Here is an 18,531-nt window from a genome sequence, read left to right as displayed (position 1 = left end):
GCCGTTTGACTGTGCTTATTTCACCTTGTCGAGATAATCACGTTGGAATTCTTCAGCAGCCTTAGTCAAAATCTCCAGTGGGTCTGCGTTTTTGTCCGTAAGGACAGTTTGCAGTACAATATCCAGCTTCTGGTACAATTCCTGAGCGTTGACCGGCTCTTCTGCCCGCATGCCTTTGCTGCCGTTGTCCATATAATCACGGAACAAATCCAGGTTCACATTGTTGTATTTGTCGAGAATCTTCTGTTCTTCACCAATCCGTTTCTCATCTGTCCAAATCCGCAGGCCGTAAGGGCCTACGATCAGCCCCTGATCACTCAGTGTCTTTTTCTCGATATCCCAACCAGTTAATGCCTCTTCTGAGGACTCCGGTGTGAAGCCGTAGGTTTTTAGCCATTTGAATCCAGCATCAATCTGCTCAGGGGTTACATTAGGCGAGAACATATATAGACCACCGCCGAGCAGAGTTACAGGTTTCCCGATCGGTCCAACTGGAAGAGCGGACATTGCTACATTATCTTTAGACATTTTGGTCTGCTGCTGGATGACTGGAGGCCAGTCATTCATGCCGAAGCTCATAGCGACTTGATCGGTTCCGAACATGCGGAACATGTCATTCGTAACATCCACCAGATTATTGTCCGGCAGGACATCATATTTCCATTTCAAGTCCTTCACATATTGCAGGGCCGCCGCTGCCTCTGGAGAATTGAACACCGCTTGCCATTTTCCATCTACCTGTTTCTCGAATTCCGCGCCGTAAGCCCAAGCAATGTTCATGAACATCCAGCCGCCCTGGCCGCTTTTGGTTGGCAGGAATATTCCCGCCTTACCGGTCTTTTGCTTGATGATCTGCGCAGTTTGTGCCAGCTCTTCATATGTTTTAGGGAACTTTGGTATGCCCTTATCGTCCAGCAGTCCAGCTTCCTTGAAGAGATTCATATTGTACAACATCCCCATCACGTAGCCGTCCTTCGGAATCCCGTAATATTTGCCGTCCTTGGTCACCATCTTCAGCAGATCTGGATTGATCGCTTTGTCATAGCCATATTTTTTCATCGTATCCGTGATATCTGCCGCGTAATTTGCCTTAATGATTTTGCTAGTTTCTGTAAAAAAGGTTTCGTACACCGTAGGAAGCTGACCGCTAGCCGCTTTAGGCAAGAAAGAGCTGACATCATAACCCCATTCATCCTTGTCCACAATGATATCTGGATAATTAGCTTTCATCTTCGCCATGAGCTGCTCATACTGGGCAATTTTGGCTTCCTCATTCGGCTTCGGCCAGTTGCTGACCTTGATCGTCACCTGTTTGTTGCTCGCTTCCTCCGTATTCCCTCCGGCGTTCTCTTCTTTGGAGCCTCCGCAGCCAGCCAGACCGGCCGTAAGAAGCAGCGTTAGCGCCAGTGTAGCTGTAATTTTTTTGGTGTGTTCGATTCTCAATGTAATTCCCCCTAGTCTTATTGTTAAAGCATTCTTCACAACATGTAAAGCGCTTTCTTTTAAATCTGAAATCATCTTACCACGCACCTTCTACAGCACCCTACGGGGCAAAACTGTGAAATGGTTTGTGATCGGGTGATGTTACCCTTTAATGCTGCCGCCCATGGATTGTCCGTTCATAATGTACTTTTGGAAAAAAACAAACAGAATAATCGGCGGCAGAATCGCAAACGTCAGCGCAATAAACTGAATGTCCTGCGGCAAAGTCGCTTTCAGATTATAGATGGCCACAATGACCGACCAGGTCGATTTATCCTTCAGCACCATAAAAGGCCAGAAGAAGTCCTGCCAGACACTGTTCATCGTTAGTATTGTAATTGTGGCCATAACTGGTCCGCTAAGCGGGAGGATTATCCTGATAAAAATGCCGATGGTGCTCGCTCCGTCAATTTTGGCCGCTTCCAGCAGCGCCAGTGGGATGGTATCAAAAAAGTTCTTGAAGATCAGAATTACCACTGGATTCACGGCAGCCATAAACCACATCGGCCAGTAGGTATTGGTCAGATTCAAGTGCAGCAGTGGAAAATCAATCAGGTTTTTGAAAAGCGGCACCATACCGACTGTATTCGGAACCATCATGGTCCACACGATCAGAGCAAACAGCAGTGCACTCCCTCGAGGCTTCAGCTTGGAAAAAAAATATCCTGCCAGCCCGTTAAACGTAAGACAGAACAGTACAGAACCGACGGCTAAGTAAGCCGTATTCAGATAATAACTGAAAAAGTTAAATTCCTGCCAGGTCTCCCATAGCTTGCCAACATTGAATGAGCGAGGGATCAGGGTGGGCGGGGTCGCATAGAACTCTTTGATGTCTTTAAGACTCGAAACCATAATCCAGACCGGAGGCAGAATACAGACGGCGGCAAGCACAATCATCAGAATGAACATGCACCAATACAGCACGCGTACCCAAGGTGACCTGTATTCTATATTGCCGATAATGCCAAATGCTTCTTTTGTTTTCATAGCTTCTACTCCCTGTTCAATTTCTTATCCAGCCGGAAATATATAATAGTTAGCACCATCAGGACAAGGAAAGTAATAACCCCCAGCGCCATGGAATGGCCTGCTTCAAAACTCCGGAACGCATAGTAATAGCTTTGGAGCATTAACGTCATAGAGGCGTTGTTCGGCCCACCTTCGGTCATAACCAGAGGCTCGTTGAAAATCTGGAATACACCGCTGATCTGCAAAATCATCATCAATCCGATCATGCTGGAAATTTGCGGAATGGTGATGCTTTTAAATCTCCGCCATACATTCGCACCGTCGATGGAAGCCGCTTCGTACAGATCATGATTAATGCTTTGCAGACTGGCTAGATAGAGCAGCACCGTTCCCCCGAAATTCCGCCAGGTAATCGTGAAAATAATCAGCATAATCGTCATGTCCGGGTCCTGAAGCCACTGCTGCACCGGGAACCCCAGAGCACTCAGCATAATATTCAGCACGCCGCCCTTCCCAGGCTCAAATAGAAACATCCATAACATCGAGGCAGCAATGCCGGGAACCATGCTCGGAAAAAAGACTGAAAAGCGGAAAAACGATTTCCCATGCCTGAGCTCATTGATCACAACTGCGACTATAATGGGTACAGCAAAACCGATCAGCAGCGACCAGAACACATACACGAAAGAGTTGGTCAGTGTCTGCTGAAACGCTGAGTTCTGTATCACATCCTTGTAATTCTGCAGTCCGGCAAAGCTTACGGCATTATAACCCTCTGTATTGAAAAAAGAGAGTACAATGCCCTTGACCAGCGGCTGCCAGGAAAAAAAGAAAAAGGCAAACAGCGTAGGGACAATTAATATCCAAGATGACCAATCTCTAAATAGACGCCGCACAGGATAACCTTTCTTTTTCTTAGTCATTAAAGGATTTAGTTCAGTGGTTTTTCCAATCATGCTCCTGTCCTTCCTTCCTCCCGAAGCCAAAAATTCACTCCGGTCAGGCGTTGTATAGTTGTTATATTTAAATGATAGCGCTTCCTACAAAACCTCGAAATCCGGTAACCCTGCGAAAGCGTTTGTAAAGCTACTTATTTTGCTGGTAAGCAATCATGCGAGAAATATAAGAGATTAAAAAAGCGATGTACGCACCGGAATGGTCGTACACCGCTCATGTTCATGGTATGACGTTTTGTTTAGGCCTCACTTAGCCCTGAGCTAATGCATAGGACTGCTGCTTCCGCTCGAAATGCTTCGCTCGCCGGATTGGGCTGATCCTCCAAAATGCGGAGTACCGCCTGCGGCTCCACGCCGGGCTGCGGCACACGGGATGGAGATACTATGTTCCAGTCCTGTTCACCCTTGAGCCTGTAAGATAACTCATAGAGATAATAACCCGTATGCTGCCCGTCAGCGAGTTGACTTACCCCATCCTGCCACGAGCAGAGTTCAAGAGGATGCTGTTTGTCAGCTAAAACACCGGACGCGAGGGTAATGCACTCATTACGGACTACCAGCTGCTTCTGTTCCCAAGCCTGCTGATCTAGGATTCCCAGCTCTAGGCGGTATTCCATTCCCGGCTCTCCATAAAGAGTCCAAGCCACTGGACTACCCACCGCTACGAACTTCGGTGCCTCCAGAAAAACTGGCTGATGAACCGGAACAAAACGTTCCGTCTGCTCCCACTCGCCCGCTTCTGGACTGCGTCTGCGATAATGCACCGTCCCCGTGAATTCAAGCTCCTGATCCTGTAGTATAGCTTTTAGACACAGAGCAGCCTGCTCGTAAAGGTCCGTGCAGTTGTTATGCCCGAAGCGGTAGCCGATCTCATGGCGAAGTGGAATACCGCGACTCCGGACCAAGGCCGCGAAGGTAAAGCTGAATCGACTGAGGGTAAAGGCATCATGCGTGCCGTGGTTTATCAGTAGCTTAGTGCCGCTCGCTTTAAGGCCGTCTAAGAAGAAATCGGATTCCAGTCCGGTCGTTTCCCGCAGACTTGCAGAGTCACCAGCTCCCGTTAGTGTCTGTAGCAGAGTCTCGATACCTGATCTTCCGGTCTGAGGATGCCGCCAGTCCTTCTTCCAGATATCCCGGTAACCGGTGTCCACCTCTGCCACATGCCAGATCAACGGGCATGCCCCTTCCGCAAACTCACGGGTAAGCCCATTCAGAATTAGCGGAGGTGCATAACACAATGTGTACCGCACCCGGTACGGCAGCCTTAGAGGATTGCCTCCCGCCAGCAACGCGGTCAGCCCACCGCGTGAGCCACCCACGGCCACAATCTGCTCCGCATCACCACCATAGCTATCTTGGCCTCTGGCAATTGCCGCCCCAATGCCGGCGTAAATGGAGCTTTGCAGGGAGCGGCTGCCGATGTAACCTCCACCGTTCCAGAGAACACCAACAATACCTTTGCCTGTGCTGGCCAGAGTCTTTCCGATGATTTCCAGAAATGAGGGACCTACAGTGCTGAAGGTATTTTCATTGGCATCATAATAACCGTTGAATAACAGCGGATAGCCCTTAACACTTTTCGCACTCCAATTGGGCGGCAAAATATAGGACGCAAGGCTATGCTGACCGTTCTTCGTAACTAACAGACTGCCGCTGATGAGCTGAAACACAGGCGCATTGCTTAAAAGAGCCCCTTCGTCAGCGGATTCATTACGGTAGACCACCGGATACCCGAAGGTCTTAAGGATACGGTCGCTTAAGGAGATGGCAACTAAATCATCTACTGCATAGAGACTGTAGCGGTCACCAATATAGCGTTCAAATTGCGGGGTTTTAAGTGCTTTATACCCTTCTTTACTGCCGAACAACTGATAATCTTCGGTATTGTATACATAAGGGCTATCTGGATCGTTATTATAGAGCCGTACATGCTCAGCTACAACCTTCTCTCCAGCTTCGTCCATCCGCAGGGTCCCGATGCCGTCGGTCCCACCATAATGGAAGCCGCCTTTCCCCTCAGCAGCACTGTTATCCCAGTGTGACACTACTGGAAGCGTATTGATCAGTAACGGACTGACCAATACGAACACTCCTTCCTCTGAATTCTGGGTTCCTTCCGCGTTTTCAGCCTCGACTGTATCCTCTCGCAGGGTTGACCAACCGGCTTTGTGATAAGTTACTTCACCGCTCCGCAAGCAGGCCAGTAGTAGTTCTGCATCGTGCATTTTTAAGTAATCGGCTACAGCCCTAGTAATGGGTAGAGCAATGGGTTCAGATCCACCACTCAGAATAAAACGACTTAGCGGAACGTAGTTCCCCGGTACAAAACACAATGATTTACTCATAAATTCCTTCTCCTTCATCTGGTATCGTATCGCCATGTGCTGTCAGAAACGAGCAAAATTTAATTTCTGGCAGACCGTCGGTACTACAGTAATTCTCCCCAGCCAGAAATCCTCCCGACAGTTTTGGTGTGCAAGTAACCGTCACCGTCCTTTTTTCTCCTGGAAAAAGGGTGAGGAACTGTTCTTCTGCTTCCATCCAGTAGCGGTCCCCCTTCTCCTCTGCATGTACATGTAACAGTACTTCACTACCAGTATTATGGAGAGTGAAGTGAGCTTGGTGACTTATCTTTCCTACACCAGTAGGTTGCCATAAGCTTTCCTGCCGCACCTGAAGGTTGCCACCTGTAAGATCAAGTGCTGGGGCATAAAGATGTTGGTTAGCGGTAGAGAACACATATAAATTTTGCTGCGATTCTTCTTCAATGTTCCGGAATGACAATCTGACAAAATATAATAGATCCTCAGGCTCAGGCACGCTGAAATTCAACTCCCCAACACAGACAGCACGATCTTTGTCTCCTTCTGCCTCGAAGGTTTGCCGATATAGGCTTCTGCCCGTTGCATCTAGCACTTCTGCATCAACCTTTACCTTGCCTCCATCCACACCATGCACGAATACATTTCCATGAAATCTAGTACCAGGCGTTAAAAGTAGGCTGCGATAATCTAGCGAAGCATGCTGCGGACGGAAGGCTTGTTTCACCCAGTGGTAGGCCATTTTAGTTTCACCATAATAATCTACAAGATTGGTGCAAGACACATTCGGCCATGGCTCGTTGAACTGCCAGACAATGCTGCCGCTGTTCCGGAATTTGCGGCGACGGTTAGCCTCAAGCACGAAGCGGATTCCTTCTGCCTGCATCCATTGGCTGCAAGCAGAGAACTGCTTCAAATCATTCATGCTACCGAACATTTCTTCTTCACGGCTTAGCGTATCCCACCACTCCCCGTGATGTCTCCATACGGCGCTGTTCTCCATCGAGACAGGCTGCTGGTTGGCTTCATTCAGAAATTTCTCTAGGCTTTTGAGAGAACTCAGACCGTCCACTCCAAATTCGCTATGCAGCAGATTATCGTTACTGCCATATAATTCGTAGTGATAGGGGTTGCCCATATACTTCCAGTAGCCATGAACATCATGCCCCTGGCCCTTGGCTTCTGTAATATATTCCACTGGACCGGACGCCGAGGTCGGCAGAAAGAGCCGCTGCGGATCATACTGCTCTACCAGCCCCTTTAGCATCGCCAGATTGGAATCACTGAGGTCTGAAGGCTTGTTCGGTTCACTCATTAATTCATTACCACCGCTCCATACCGTCAGCGATACATGATTGCGTTTGTCACGGAGTGCGGTGCAAGCCGTTGTGTGTAGCAGTTCCAGGAACTCAGGCTGCTTTGACGGAATATTATCTATGCCGGAGCTCGATTGAATGAACTCCTGCCAGATCATAATGCCGTTCAAATCACATAAATCGTAAAAGGCTTTTTTCTCAATGATTCCGCCGCCCCAAACCCGAACAAGATTGATATGTGCCGCTTTCATTAAATAGATCATCTGCTGATACTGTTCGATCGTCACATTTCCGTAGAGATGATCCAAGGGTGTCATATTTACCCCTTTTATATAAATCTTGCACCCGTTGATCACAACCGTATAAGGTAGCGCGTTGTCAGGGCTTCCTTCATTAAGGATATAATTAAGTTTGCGGATGCCTGTCTGTAAGCTTCGTGTATCGAGCTCTATATCGTCTTCGTCCATTAGCTTCAACTCAAGGCTGTAGAGCGGTTGTTCTCCGTAACCGTTTGGATACCATAGCTGAGGTTCAGGTATTTCGAGCTCCGCGTTCACAACTCCTCCCGCAAGAACAGAGTACGTCTGAACCAGCAGCGGATTCCCCTTCGGATCAGAACAAGTAATGCTCGCTGTCAGCCTCCCTGTACGTTCAGGACCAGCCATCTGTTTGATGCTTGCCTGAATAGAAATTCGACCAGACACCTGCCCGTCATTTTCACCAAACTCCGCATCTGTAGTGATCGACACGTCTTGCCAAGAACAATCCCGGTGAACCCTCAGTACCACATCATCCCAGATTCCGACGTTAACTAACCTGGTGGAGAAATCCCATTTATAATTAAAACGGCTCTTCTGCGTGAAGGTGGCCGAGGTTTTGCCGATTTGCCCCATTTCATCCGGTGCCTGCTTCAGTAGCACTGAGATTTCCAGACTCTCCCGCTCCGAGAGGAGATCTGTAACATCAAATACAGCCGGCTCGAACATTCCCTTATGTTCACCCAACAGGATATTGTCGGCGTAAACAGCTGCTTCATAGTCTAGCCCCTGAAAGACCAGTTCAACTCGGGATGCCTTCAGCTCAGGATGTTTCAAAGTCGTGCGGTAAACCCACCAACGGTTCTCTACCCATTCACAGCTTAAGCTGTTCAACTCTTCATAAGGATTGCTAATCCAGCCCTGTCTGTAGAGATCATAATGAACTCCACCCGGCACAGTAGCTGGCATCCAGTCTGTAACTCCCATCAATTCCTGCCCCAGCTCCATGCTGGTGCCCTTTAACGGCACCCAAGGCCAGTACCCTTTGACTTCCCACTTTAGATCGTTCAATAAAATTTGTTTCATGTCTGCTCCCGTTCCCCCAAATCCTGCTTAATTTGGCGCTGTTCATGACTAAGAACGGCGCTGGCGCCATCGGTTAATGCGCTTACAATTCTATTCATCCAGCTTCATTACCAATGATAGCATCGGGTTATCATTTTCGAAGGCCCCTAACCCTGTGAAATCGTTTGTTAATCTGCGCAGTTGCAGATAAATACAAACAACTATTCTAGAACCAAGCCGTTTGTAGAACGCGAAAAAGGAGTTCCCTCAAGCCGTGAAAGGCCACTGGGGATCTCCTTTGCTTTTTGTTTGGTTTGAGATTCAAGAACTCTTGCAACGACGTAGCACCTATCGGACTGAGATGACCCTAAGCGCAGTATTATTACACTTTTGGAATGCTAACGGACCCTATAGTCGCTATTCGCATAAAAAACTCTGTAAATGAGCCTCTCTCTGAGCAATAGGTTCACTGGAGTCTGAAACTCTCACAAGCTAGAGGATGATTACACTGTTGAAGTTGAAGTCTGCCTCCTGACTAGCACAAAAAGAGCAGCGGTTCTCTCGTGACTTAGAGAATCGCTGCTCTGCTGTTAAACGGTCCATCGTATATAAAGAAGCACTGTCCCTGTGTTCTGTTCATCCATATGAAATACAATGAAGAGCCTTAGCAAACCCCTACTTGATTAACTCAAGAAGCTCGTTAACAGTTGCTTTGTATTGTGGTTTGAACGCTGCGGATTTCATGTAACCTGCAAGGCTTGATAAGAACTGTCTTCCTTCAGGCGTATCGCTTACCTTGTCTGCATCTAAAGCGCACACTAGTAAGTTGCCTGCTCCTACGCTGCATTCCACGAGGAAACTAAGCTTATGATTTCTTTCAAAATTGTCGATGGTCTGCACAACGGGATTCCAACTGCGATCAGCTTCATCCATGATAATGGATTTTGAGTGCTGAACGATATTCCACCATGGATATGTTGAATACTCCTCGCTAGGGAACTCGTGGAATACAGGATGGCTGTTATCAATTAACAGCCCCATGGTACCCACAGGAACTGGCCGGTTCATGCTCTCTGAGATAGAGCGGAACATTGGGTAACACCAGAAATCTGTGCAGTAATAACCCTCGACAGCATTTTGGAGAGTTTCCGGTTTCGGCATCAGCAGCACGTTCTCACCTTGCTCCAGCAGTGCAAGCGCATCACTAGACAGCTTGTCGAATACATGGATGCCTTCCAGCATATTGCCGCTCTTGTTTGGGTAAATCCATAGATCGTAGCTCTTACGAATATCTGTCCCCTGTATCGAGAGAGACAATACGATTGTACTCATCCGGTCAACTACAGGCAGCGTTATTTCCAAATCGCAGATATTGATGTAATTCGTTCCTGCAGGAACGTTCACCTCGCTTGTCCCTTCTGCCAAAATACCATTATCCACAGTCAGTTCCCAACGTAATTCAAGTGTATCTGGCAAACCGCTGCGGAAGCAGCTTAGCTCTACATGAGCATCGAACGGTTCACCGGAGACATAGTTATACTTAGGAAATCTCGCCAGCAGAACGGCATCATTACAGAAGGTTCGCCATTCCTCAGGGCTAATCATTCCTTTGGAATCCATAAAGGCGTCGAGGACACCTACTAATGCTGTTCCCTGACCGCTGAAATCCTGGAGATCCAGGAGCTGGAAGCCGGCAAGCCGCCGGGAGCGGAATGCCGCCTCGAGTTCCTCTTTGTAACAGGCTACGGCCAGCTGCCCTGAACATTCGAAGTATTTAGCGGCTAAATGCCCCAGTCCCTTACTTTCCAAGCGTTCACGGAAAATTTTGAAATTCTCGGCCTTGAGTGGTCCGTTATATTTTTCGATCTCTTCAAAATTTGGATAGGTTGCGTATTGTCCAATCTCATGCGAAACAACAGGAATATGCGGTATCCATTCTCCGGATGCCTCATCTGCCTTCACGGTCTTGGCTTCGGTACCATACTGAATCTGGATCTCACCGCCAGCTGTATCTTCCATCTTCTCTCCATTCAAGAGATCCAAAGGTACGATCTGATCATCATAATCCTTTAATGTACTCGGCAAGGCAGTCTGTACATGTCCTAGTGGTGCATCACACATGGCATAAGAGCCTCTAAATAGTCGTTCTCTGGAAAAGCGTACCCCACTGAAGAAATCGTCATGTTCCAGAATTTCCGGTACCCATTGGTGGTTATTGGAGCCCTGTGTATAGAGAATCCGTTTATCGAACGCTTTATAGTCCTTCAGGAAAGAATCAATTTTAGCTTTACTGCCCCATAACTCATTACCAAGGGACATCATCACGAAGGAGGGATGATTGCCGAAGGCCTGGAGAATGGCATAACCCTCACTGATCAGATAATCCTGCTCTGCTTGATTATGGCCATCATCGGTTTTTTCCGTGATTGTACCCCAGAATGGAAGTTCTGGTTGCATATAGATCCCAAGCATATCCGCAGCGGTAAATGCAGCCTCCGGTGGACAGCAGGTATGGAAGCGATAATGATTGATACCGTAGGACTTGGAAATGCCAAGGATTCTTACCCATTCCTCGACATCAGTTGGGGCATAGCCGGTGAGCGGGAAGATCAGGCCGTCATGTTTGCCGCGGAGAAAGGTTTTCTCTCCGTTGATTGTAAACTTGTCGCCCTCCGCTCGGAATTCCTTCAAACCAAAGATGAGCTCCTGTTGGTCAGTAATATGTCCATCCCTGTCTTTCAAAACAAGGGTTATATTATAAAGATTGGGAGCTCCTTCACTCCAGAGCAACGCGTTTTGGCCCAGCACATAATCGACGGAAAAAAGCCCCGGTGAAACAGGAAACTCACGCTCGTCCACCGCGTGTGTCTCTTCACTATTGAAGCTTTGAGCAGACACCGCAAGCGTAGTTTCACTGTTGCTGTCCAAGGTTGCTATAATACGAACCGTACGTGCAGCCAGATTCGACTCCAGTCGGATATTAGTAAGCTGCGATTCCCCATAGAACTGAAGCTCCATACGACCGGTAATTCCATTCCAGTTGGTCTGGGTATCCTGTGAAGTCAAATGTCCGCCTTTGGTTGGGTAATCGGTATTGTCCACACGGACGGTGATTGTATGAATTCCAGCTTGTAGCTTCGGCAATTCATATATATGCGGGGTGTTCAGACTGTTACGGCTACCGATCTCCGTATTGTCCAGCCAAAGCGTCGTAAGTCTCGTCCGTTCCAAAAATAGATAACAGAACTTTCCTGCCAGCTCATCCGGAATGAATACCTCTCTTGCGAACCAGACTTGCCCTTCAAACAAATATTCATCGGTTAGAGCGCTTACTAAAACTTCCTCGTTCTTTGGTCCTTTACGTGAGTATGACGTTGTTCCCGGCAGTGTGATAACATCTGTAAAAGGCAAGGTTAGTCCCTGTTTTGTCTCATCCAATTGCAACTTCCATTCGCCTTCAAGGTTGATCTTTGTCTGCAAAATATCACTCCTATTATGGTAATCACTGATCTCTAGCAGTATAATGCTCTACTATATAAAGCTTAGCATATTAAGCCAGATAATTCAGTAGAGTGGTTAACACTCATTTGAATGACGACAGGTCTAATCTTACAATATAGCCGGAGCATGAATGTGCCTGATGACAAGATTTAATAGTGATTTCAGAACAATAAAAAAAGCCGCAATGAGCGGCTTTTAAATATTATTTATTACACATTCTCCAGCATGAAATTCCCAATTTCAATCAAACTATCTTCCGCTTGCGGTGTGACCCCCACCTGATCGGCAAAGCCGTGAGAAAGTCCTTTGTACCGTACCGTTTTCACTTTGACGCCCGACTCCTTCAGCTTTAAGGCATATGCATCATCCTCAATCCGCAGAAAGTCATATTCGCCAAACAAAATAATGACAGGCGGCATCCCTTTCAGATCTCCTCGCAGCGGGCTCACATAAGGGATTGTATCATCGGGCACGCCCAGATATTCACCTAAGCCGACAGTTCCTAAACCACCGCTCAACAGATCCAATATAGATCTAATTTCTTTTTCCTGAGAAGGGGATATTTCATAAACATCTCTGCGCTGCATATGTTCCTGCATACCTGCTGCGTCCACGCTTGGATATAGTAGTGCCTGTGCCTTTACCATCTGCGTTCCTTCATCCCGATCTTTCATTGCGCATACCGTGGCTAGATTCCCACCTGCAGAATCACCGGAAATACAGATGCGATTCGGATCACCATTAAATTCTTCGGCGTGAGCATATATCCATTTCAACACGGTATAACAGTCGTCGAGCCCAGCGGGGTATGGGTTCTCCGGAGCTAAGCGGTAATCAACCTGAATCGATACACAGCCCGTATTTGCAACCACAAGCTTGCACATCTCCTCTACTACTTCGGGTCCTCCTGCTACGAAACCGCCTCCGTGGATGTAATAGAACACTGGCTGCAACTCTCCACTCTTCTTCTGCGAAGTGTAAATTCGCACCGGGACAGCAACATCACCGTTTTGAACGGTAGCATGCCTCACATCAACACCTTCAGTAATCGGAATGCTGTTCACGCCATTCATCATCTTGCGCATTTGAGCTGCACTTTTTTGGATATTTTTCTTTCGGCTACCTTTCAACATCATCTTAACCAGCATTCCCTTGAAGCCTTTTAAGATTGACTCCATACTTTGATAAAAGCGAGGATCCAGCACGCCAGGCTCATCGGTTTCAGGAATAGGCTTAATCAGGATATCCAGTCCATTTTCATTAATTACATGTTGCCTTTCTAGCATCGATGTAAGAAGCTGTTGCGAATATTTCCGTTCCATGATGATTACTCCTTTTCAAATGTTGTATGGTAAAATGATTTGCGGCGATTTGTATTGGTTGCCATAACTCAATTATAGGTTTGGGTTTGCAGAAAAAATATCGCATTATTTCTTTTGTTATATCCTTCTTTTATCATTATTATTGAAAGCGATTTCAAAAATGATGTCGAGAGCAAAAATACAATATAAAAAACAAAAAAGGACAACACTAAAGTCATCCTTGTTATACTATTCTCTATTTAACGTGTTAATCTAATCACTTGTACCTCATGTGGTTGTACAACAGCATTTACCACAAAATTTGCTGTCACTTGCAGCGAACGTATTTGAAATAACGGCAGGGACCGACCTTCAAGATAAGACCATTCTTCTGGACGCATGTCCTTAGGTGCCCCCATATTCAACCATTCATCAAAGGCGCTTCCCCCAGCCGGACCTACTGAATACCTTCGCTCTGTATAAACACCCGGCGTTAAGCCGTCTAGACGAATGTGATACTGACGGGTATTGCGTATATTGAACACGTTGTAACGTTCGGTTTGAGTCAAGTGAGTGGTATGACGGTAGCGATATAGAGTATCATAATGACAATAATTATATAGAAATATCTGTATTTCACCTTTCGAGGAAGTTATAAAATACCCATCACCTTCAGCTATCAGACCGCTTCCTGCATAACGCAACAATTGCAGCGCCCGATAACAGCTTTTGGGCAAACCTCCGCGAGTGAATAAACCAAACCCGCCATGAAAAAGATCCGACGAAGGAACAATCTCCTCCATATGGTCACTAAGCGACCAGTATCCCATAGCCTCAAAGTGGTCGTAATTCTCCAGAATATTTTTGAAAAGAAAAGCAGATTTGTAGGAGGTATCATTACACAAATCACGCTGCCATATGTTATTACTCCACTCTTCAAGAATCACAGGCAGACTAGCGAAACCACGTTGACGCAACAGCTTTTTGACCTTATGTAACGCGTGTTTCATAAACTGTTCATCGCCGCTTACCGCAAGTGGAAAAGCTTCATCCTCTGCCATGAGCTGAAGACCAGTGTCTTCCTGACCCGGTAAGATGCTGTGATAAGCACGTAGAGCCAGAGAGTCGGGCAAACAATTCCCCTTACTGCAAGACACTAGGAATTCGCTGATAAAATTACTAGAATCAATGTTGCTTCCTGGACCAACAATATGTAGCTGCGGATCGATAGCACGGATGGCGTGGCTGGTTTCACGGTAAAGCACCCAGTATTCTTCCATGGTAAACACACCATATCCTGAGAACTCTGGACTCACGAAAGGAGCAAACCTCCATTCCCGCACGGACTCAATCCCATACCGATCAATGAAATGCCTAACAAGGGAAGTCACAAGGTCGAGCCATTTGTCAAGATGCTCAGGCATAGAAAGGATGCTTGGCCTCTTAAATGGAAACACGGCTTCCCTCGCTAATGCAGAAGGCATATAACTAAATTCAACATAAGGCTTTAACTCCACTGAAAGCATGAAGTCCAGTACCTCATCTACATAAACAAAGTTATAATCTGCGCTACCAGACATTTTCCTGACATACAGCATCATGTCATCGTCTAACAGACCTTTGCAGCGCATATAGCGAAAGCCAATCTCCTTTTGCAGCTTTCGTATTTGCGCCTGTACCGCGCCATTCAACAGATCCTTGGCGTAACCTGCATTAATCAACGTCCGCCAGTTATGACTCAGCGTCCGAATCTTACGGCCAGTGTCCACATGAAGATCATATCCCTCATTGACCTGAGGTTGGACAATGGAGTGCTCGTTGTGATGCAAATGCCGCATTAGTGAAGTGAAATCGGTCGAAAATCCCGCTGTGACCATTCTGTTCTCCTGTGGATCTGTCGCATCATGCTCATTTACTAGACGGTATTGCCCTGGTGTAACACCAAAGCGCCGTTTGAAGGCGTCGATCAAAGCGTTGGTACTTGGAAATCCAACTTCTGAGGCGATGTCCGTGATCGTTCTTTCACTACGAAGAAGTGCCACTGCCTGACTCAGTCTGACATTTGTAAGGTAGGCAGTAAAAGTAAGGCCAAGCTGTTTCTGAAATAAATGGGACAGGTAGGAGCTACTTAAATAGATAGTGGAGGCTAGTCCACTCAGAGTAATATTTTCCCGATAATGTCGGTGGAGATAGTCGGTTGCTTTGCGCAATCTTTCCTTACTTGAGGATTTGGAGGGATCCTTCTGCTTGTTCTGCTCAAGAAAAGTATGCACTAGACTGTTCAGCAGTACACCTACACGACTACGCATTAGTATAGGTAAACGAGATTCGTTTTTGTAATAGGCCTGGAATACACTGGCGAACTCACTTCGGATTACATTAAAGCGAGCTTGTTCGTCCTTAGGGTATAGAAAAGACTTACACTCTATAATTATACTTTCAATCTCAGGACAAAAAGCTGCCAAAAATGCCGGCGAGATAAACAGCGATAGCGCCTTGCCCGAACCTTTCATATTTAAAGCGTGCAGTTGGTAGCTATTCAATACAATAATGTCATCCTGCTGAACTTCATAGGTAAACTGATTGTCATCCAACTGTAGTACCCCAGTTCCCTGCAAGATGTACATTACCTCAAGTTCTTGATGCCAGGAAGCGATAGCGTCTTCAGGGAGATTAATTGAAAACCTGAAATCCGAGGCTATCAATGTATTTTCTTGCATACCTAACCTCCTATTCTTTATCTTAATAGAGCCTTGCCTCATCCAAAATCCTATCATATAAACCCATGAAATCAAGTTTACTGTCTTATTGATAACGAAGGTTCAGGTTGTTTTTAGTGTCTTTTTTACAATCAATATAAAAAGCACCAGACTAATAAACCCAGATATAGCACAAGTAATAAATACCATCTGATATCCCATAAGCTGTGAAACAAATCCAAGTAGTATAGCTCCTAAACCAATTCCTAAATCAAAAGCAGTAAAGAATGTAGCGTTCGCTACACCTCTTTTCGCTGGTGGGGCTAATCGAATCATCGCTACTTGAAGCGCTGGTTGAGCTGATCCGAATCCAATTCCGTACAAAATAGCTGTAATAACCACTCCAGCAATTCCTTTAGTCATTGTTAGGACGAATAGTGCGACTATCAATATGAAAAGAGCAGGTACAATAATGACCCCTTCCCCATACTTATCGGATATCTTCCCTGTAAGTGGTCTAATTACTGTAAGTGTGACTGCATACACTAAGAAAAAAGTACCCGTGTTAACTTCAATATTTGCCGCAAACAGTGGTAAAAAAGTTGTAATACCACCAAAAGTAAATGATAAGAAAAATGTAACGATAGCGATAGGTAAAACTGTTTTTTCATAAAATGATATTGTTTTTTTTGATGTGTTTTGTACTGTTGGAATTTTTGCACCAAATCCAAGTATGAATGCAATCAAAGCTAATGCTGTACATAGAAGAAATAGGTAATGAAATGAATAAGATTTTGTTACCCAAAGACCAATGATTGGTCCTAACGCCATACCTAATGTCATTGCTAGTCCATACCATCCCATTCCTTCTCCACGACGAGATTGTGGAATAACATCAGTCACAGCCGTTCCTATCGAAGTTGTAGCAACTGCCCAGCTGACTCCATGAAGGATACGTAATATTACTAAAAATATAATGCCTGTTACCCAATCATAAAAATACATGGTTATAGCAAAAAAAAGTAATCCGCTTATTATAAATGCACGTCGACCAAACCGATCCATTAATCCTCCAATAATAGGACGAAAAATTACTGCCGATATTGTAAACACTCCAATTATTAATCCAACTTGAGATTCACTTCCACCTAGTTGTTTGATAAACATAGGCAATGTTGGCATTAGTAAATAAAATCCACTAAATAGTAATAAAGCTGTAAGGGTCAGCATGATATAGTTTTTTGTCCATAAACATTCCATTGTAATGTAATCCTTCTTTCTATCGACTTTACGTACTCCCCAAAAATAGTGAAATAGGCGAATAAAAAAGCAGCACCACCGCTATAAAAGTGTTGGTACTGCCCTATATAGACTGATACACGCTTGGTTAGTTAGAACGTCCTTGATACTTTAACAGCTTTTTCAAGCCCTGCGACAATAATCTCTTCTGCCTTGTCAGGGAATTGGCTGTGCCCTTCAATGATAATAGTCTCTATATTTTTCACACCAAAGAAGTTCATCATACTTGTTACATATTTAACAGCCATCTCTAAATCAACTTTTGGTCCCTCAGAATACACACCACCACTTGCGTTTAATAACACTATTTTTTTATTTCCAATAAGCCCTACTGGACCTTCTGGCGTATATTTAAATGTTTTGCCTGCGCGGTTTAAGTAATCAATATATGTGTGTAGTACAGCTGGGATGGTTAAATTCCATAAAGGGAACCCAAATACGACTTTATCCGCTGCAAGGAATAGATCTAAATACTTATCAGCAACAGCTACTGCTTTTGCTTCTTCTACTGTTAAATCTAATCCTCTACTAGACTTAAATGTTCCGTTAATCATATCTGCACCTACGTAAGGCAATTCCTCATTGTATAAATCCAGTTCTACTACAGTGTCATTTGGATGTGATTCTTTATAGCTCGCTAAAAAAGCCTCAAATAATCTAACACTTACCGACTGATCTGCTGGTCGATTGTTTGCTTTTACAAATAAAACGGTTGTCATTCCTTGTTCCTCCTGATGTGCACTCTTATGTTGTTTATAATATTTTTTTGAAGCTATACTCCATTTCTCCAGCCATAGCTTCTGGTGTATCACCAGTTACTCTGTAATCATGTGTATAAATTTGTTCGAACGTTCCAAAGTTCACTTGTTTATAAAATTCAAAACAAGGAAATCCATCATGTGCTCCTTGCATATTGACAGTACCATCCTTTTGAATATGAACTATTAAAAGATAGTCAACTGGAGGTGCAAATGCATTTAATGGATTGCTAGCACTTGCACTCATTTGAAACCTAACGTCTTCAGAGCCCCACACAATATCAGTGCACAAAATACCTTCTGTAGTAGCTTTTCCTGTTTTTTTATTAACAGAACCATCTGGAGTAGTGACTCTTTCTGTTGTAATACCAGTATTTGCATATGTGAAAATATCTTTTTTGTAAAAATCTACAACTACTTCTTGTTCCACTCTGGAGCGCATAGCGTTGACAGCATAGGGTGTGAATTCACGTGAGTCACCTTCAAAATGGATTACGTTTCCTGTTTCTTCATCCTTCCTAGGATCAGTCCACGGTGTTGGAATAAATACACTTGCTCTAACTTTAACAATATTAGTCATGAGAACCCTCCATAATTTATTAATTCT

General features: G+C 45.3%; 11 protein-coding genes. All 11 read right to left on the bottom strand.

Annotated features, from left to right (window positions below):
• Positions 1 to 15: 15 nt before the first annotated feature.
• The 11 genes from MKX41_RS08310 to MKX41_RS08260 all read right to left on the bottom strand — a co-directional run bounded on the left by MKX41_RS08310 (position 16) and on the right by MKX41_RS08260 (position 18,504).
• A complete protein-coding gene (locus tag MKX41_RS08310; protein ID WP_156113113.1) occupies positions 16 to 1,443 on the bottom strand; it encodes an ABC transporter substrate-binding protein in 1,428 nt (475 codons plus the stop codon).
• A 141-nt stretch (positions 1,444 to 1,584) separates the two neighbouring features.
• A complete protein-coding gene (locus MKX41_RS08305; protein ID WP_340969510.1) occupies positions 1,585 to 2,469 on the bottom strand; it encodes a carbohydrate ABC transporter permease in 885 nt (294 codons plus the stop codon).
• A gap of 5 nt (positions 2,470 to 2,474) precedes the next feature.
• Positions 2,475 to 3,407, bottom strand: a complete 933-nt coding sequence (locus tag MKX41_RS08300) for a carbohydrate ABC transporter permease (protein WP_218640913.1) — start codon at positions 3,405 to 3,407, stop codon at positions 2,475 to 2,477.
• 239 nt (positions 3,408 to 3,646) lie between these two features.
• Entirely contained in the window at positions 3,647 to 5,752 is a 2,106-nt protein-coding gene (locus tag MKX41_RS08295) for a hypothetical protein (protein ID WP_340969508.1), read from the bottom strand.
• Positions 5,745 to 8,387 carry a glycoside hydrolase family 2 protein gene (locus MKX41_RS08290; protein WP_340969506.1) on the bottom strand — a complete coding sequence of 881 codons (2,643 nt, stop codon included), beginning with the start codon at positions 8,385 to 8,387 and terminating at the stop codon, positions 5,745 to 5,747. The genes MKX41_RS08295 and MKX41_RS08290 overlap by 8 nt, the downstream gene beginning before the upstream one ends.
• A gap of 654 nt (positions 8,388 to 9,041) precedes the next feature.
• Entirely contained in the window at positions 9,042 to 11,846 is a 2,805-nt protein-coding gene (locus MKX41_RS08285) for a glycoside hydrolase family 2 TIM barrel-domain containing protein (RefSeq protein WP_340969504.1), read from the bottom strand.
• A gap of 230 nt (positions 11,847 to 12,076) precedes the next feature.
• On the bottom strand, positions 12,077 to 13,189 hold the full coding sequence (locus tag MKX41_RS08280; RefSeq protein WP_340969503.1) for an alpha/beta hydrolase: 1,113 nt from the start codon (positions 13,187 to 13,189) through the stop codon (positions 12,077 to 12,079).
• Positions 13,190 to 13,428: 239 nt separating this feature from the next.
• Entirely contained in the window at positions 13,429 to 15,888 is a 2,460-nt protein-coding gene (locus MKX41_RS08275) for a GH39 family glycosyl hydrolase (protein WP_042188335.1), read from the bottom strand.
• A 102-nt stretch (positions 15,889 to 15,990) separates the two neighbouring features.
• Positions 15,991 to 17,127 (bottom strand): MFS transporter, encoded by a 1,137-nt coding sequence (locus tag MKX41_RS08270; protein WP_340969502.1) that lies wholly within the window; start codon positions 17,125 to 17,127, stop codon positions 15,991 to 15,993.
• A gap of 131 nt (positions 17,128 to 17,258) precedes the next feature.
• Positions 17,259 to 17,885, bottom strand: a complete 627-nt coding sequence (locus MKX41_RS08265; RefSeq protein WP_340969500.1) for an FMN-dependent NADH-azoreductase — start codon at positions 17,883 to 17,885, stop codon at positions 17,259 to 17,261.
• 34 nt (positions 17,886 to 17,919) lie between these two features.
• Positions 17,920 to 18,504: a DUF3238 domain-containing protein gene (locus tag MKX41_RS08260; protein ID WP_042188329.1), complete on the bottom strand. Its 585-nt coding sequence runs from the start codon at positions 18,502 to 18,504 to the stop codon at positions 17,920 to 17,922.
• Positions 18,505 to 18,531 lie beyond the last annotated feature (27 nt).

The sequence above is a fragment of the Paenibacillus sp. FSL R5-0475 genome (genome assembly GCF_038004585.1).
GTDB lineage: Bacteria > Bacillota > Bacilli > Paenibacillales > Paenibacillaceae > Paenibacillus_AQ.
This window is presented reverse-complemented; position numbering and strand designations above follow the sequence as displayed.

Excerpts from the sequence above, each read along its gene's own strand:
- MKX41_RS08290 (WP_340969506.1), bottom strand. The coding sequence starts at position 8,387 with ATGAAACAAATTTTATTGAACGATCTAAAGTGGGAAGTCAAAGGGTAC.
- MKX41_RS08270 (WP_340969502.1), bottom strand. The coding sequence starts at position 17,127 with ATGGAATGTTTATGGACAAAAAACTATATCATGCTGACCCTTACAGCT.
- MKX41_RS08265 (WP_340969500.1), bottom strand. The coding sequence starts at position 17,885 with ATGACAACCGTTTTATTTGTAAAAGCAAACAATCGACCAGCAGATCAG.
- MKX41_RS08305 (WP_340969510.1), bottom strand. The coding sequence starts at position 2,469 with ATGAAAACAAAAGAAGCATTTGGCATTATCGGCAATATAGAATACAGG.
- MKX41_RS08295 (WP_340969508.1), bottom strand. The coding sequence starts at position 5,752 with ATGAGTAAATCATTGTGTTTTGTACCGGGGAACTACGTTCCGCTAAGT.
- MKX41_RS08260 (WP_042188329.1), bottom strand. The coding sequence starts at position 18,504 with ATGACTAATATTGTTAAAGTTAGAGCAAGTGTATTTATTCCAACACCG.
- MKX41_RS08280 (WP_340969503.1), bottom strand. The coding sequence starts at position 13,189 with ATGGAACGGAAATATTCGCAACAGCTTCTTACATCGATGCTAGAAAGG.
- MKX41_RS08300 (WP_218640913.1), bottom strand. The coding sequence starts at position 3,407 with ATGATTGGAAAAACCACTGAACTAAATCCTTTAATGACTAAGAAAAAG.
- MKX41_RS08275 (WP_042188335.1), bottom strand. The coding sequence starts at position 15,888 with ATGCAAGAAAATACATTGATAGCCTCGGATTTCAGGTTTTCAATTAAT.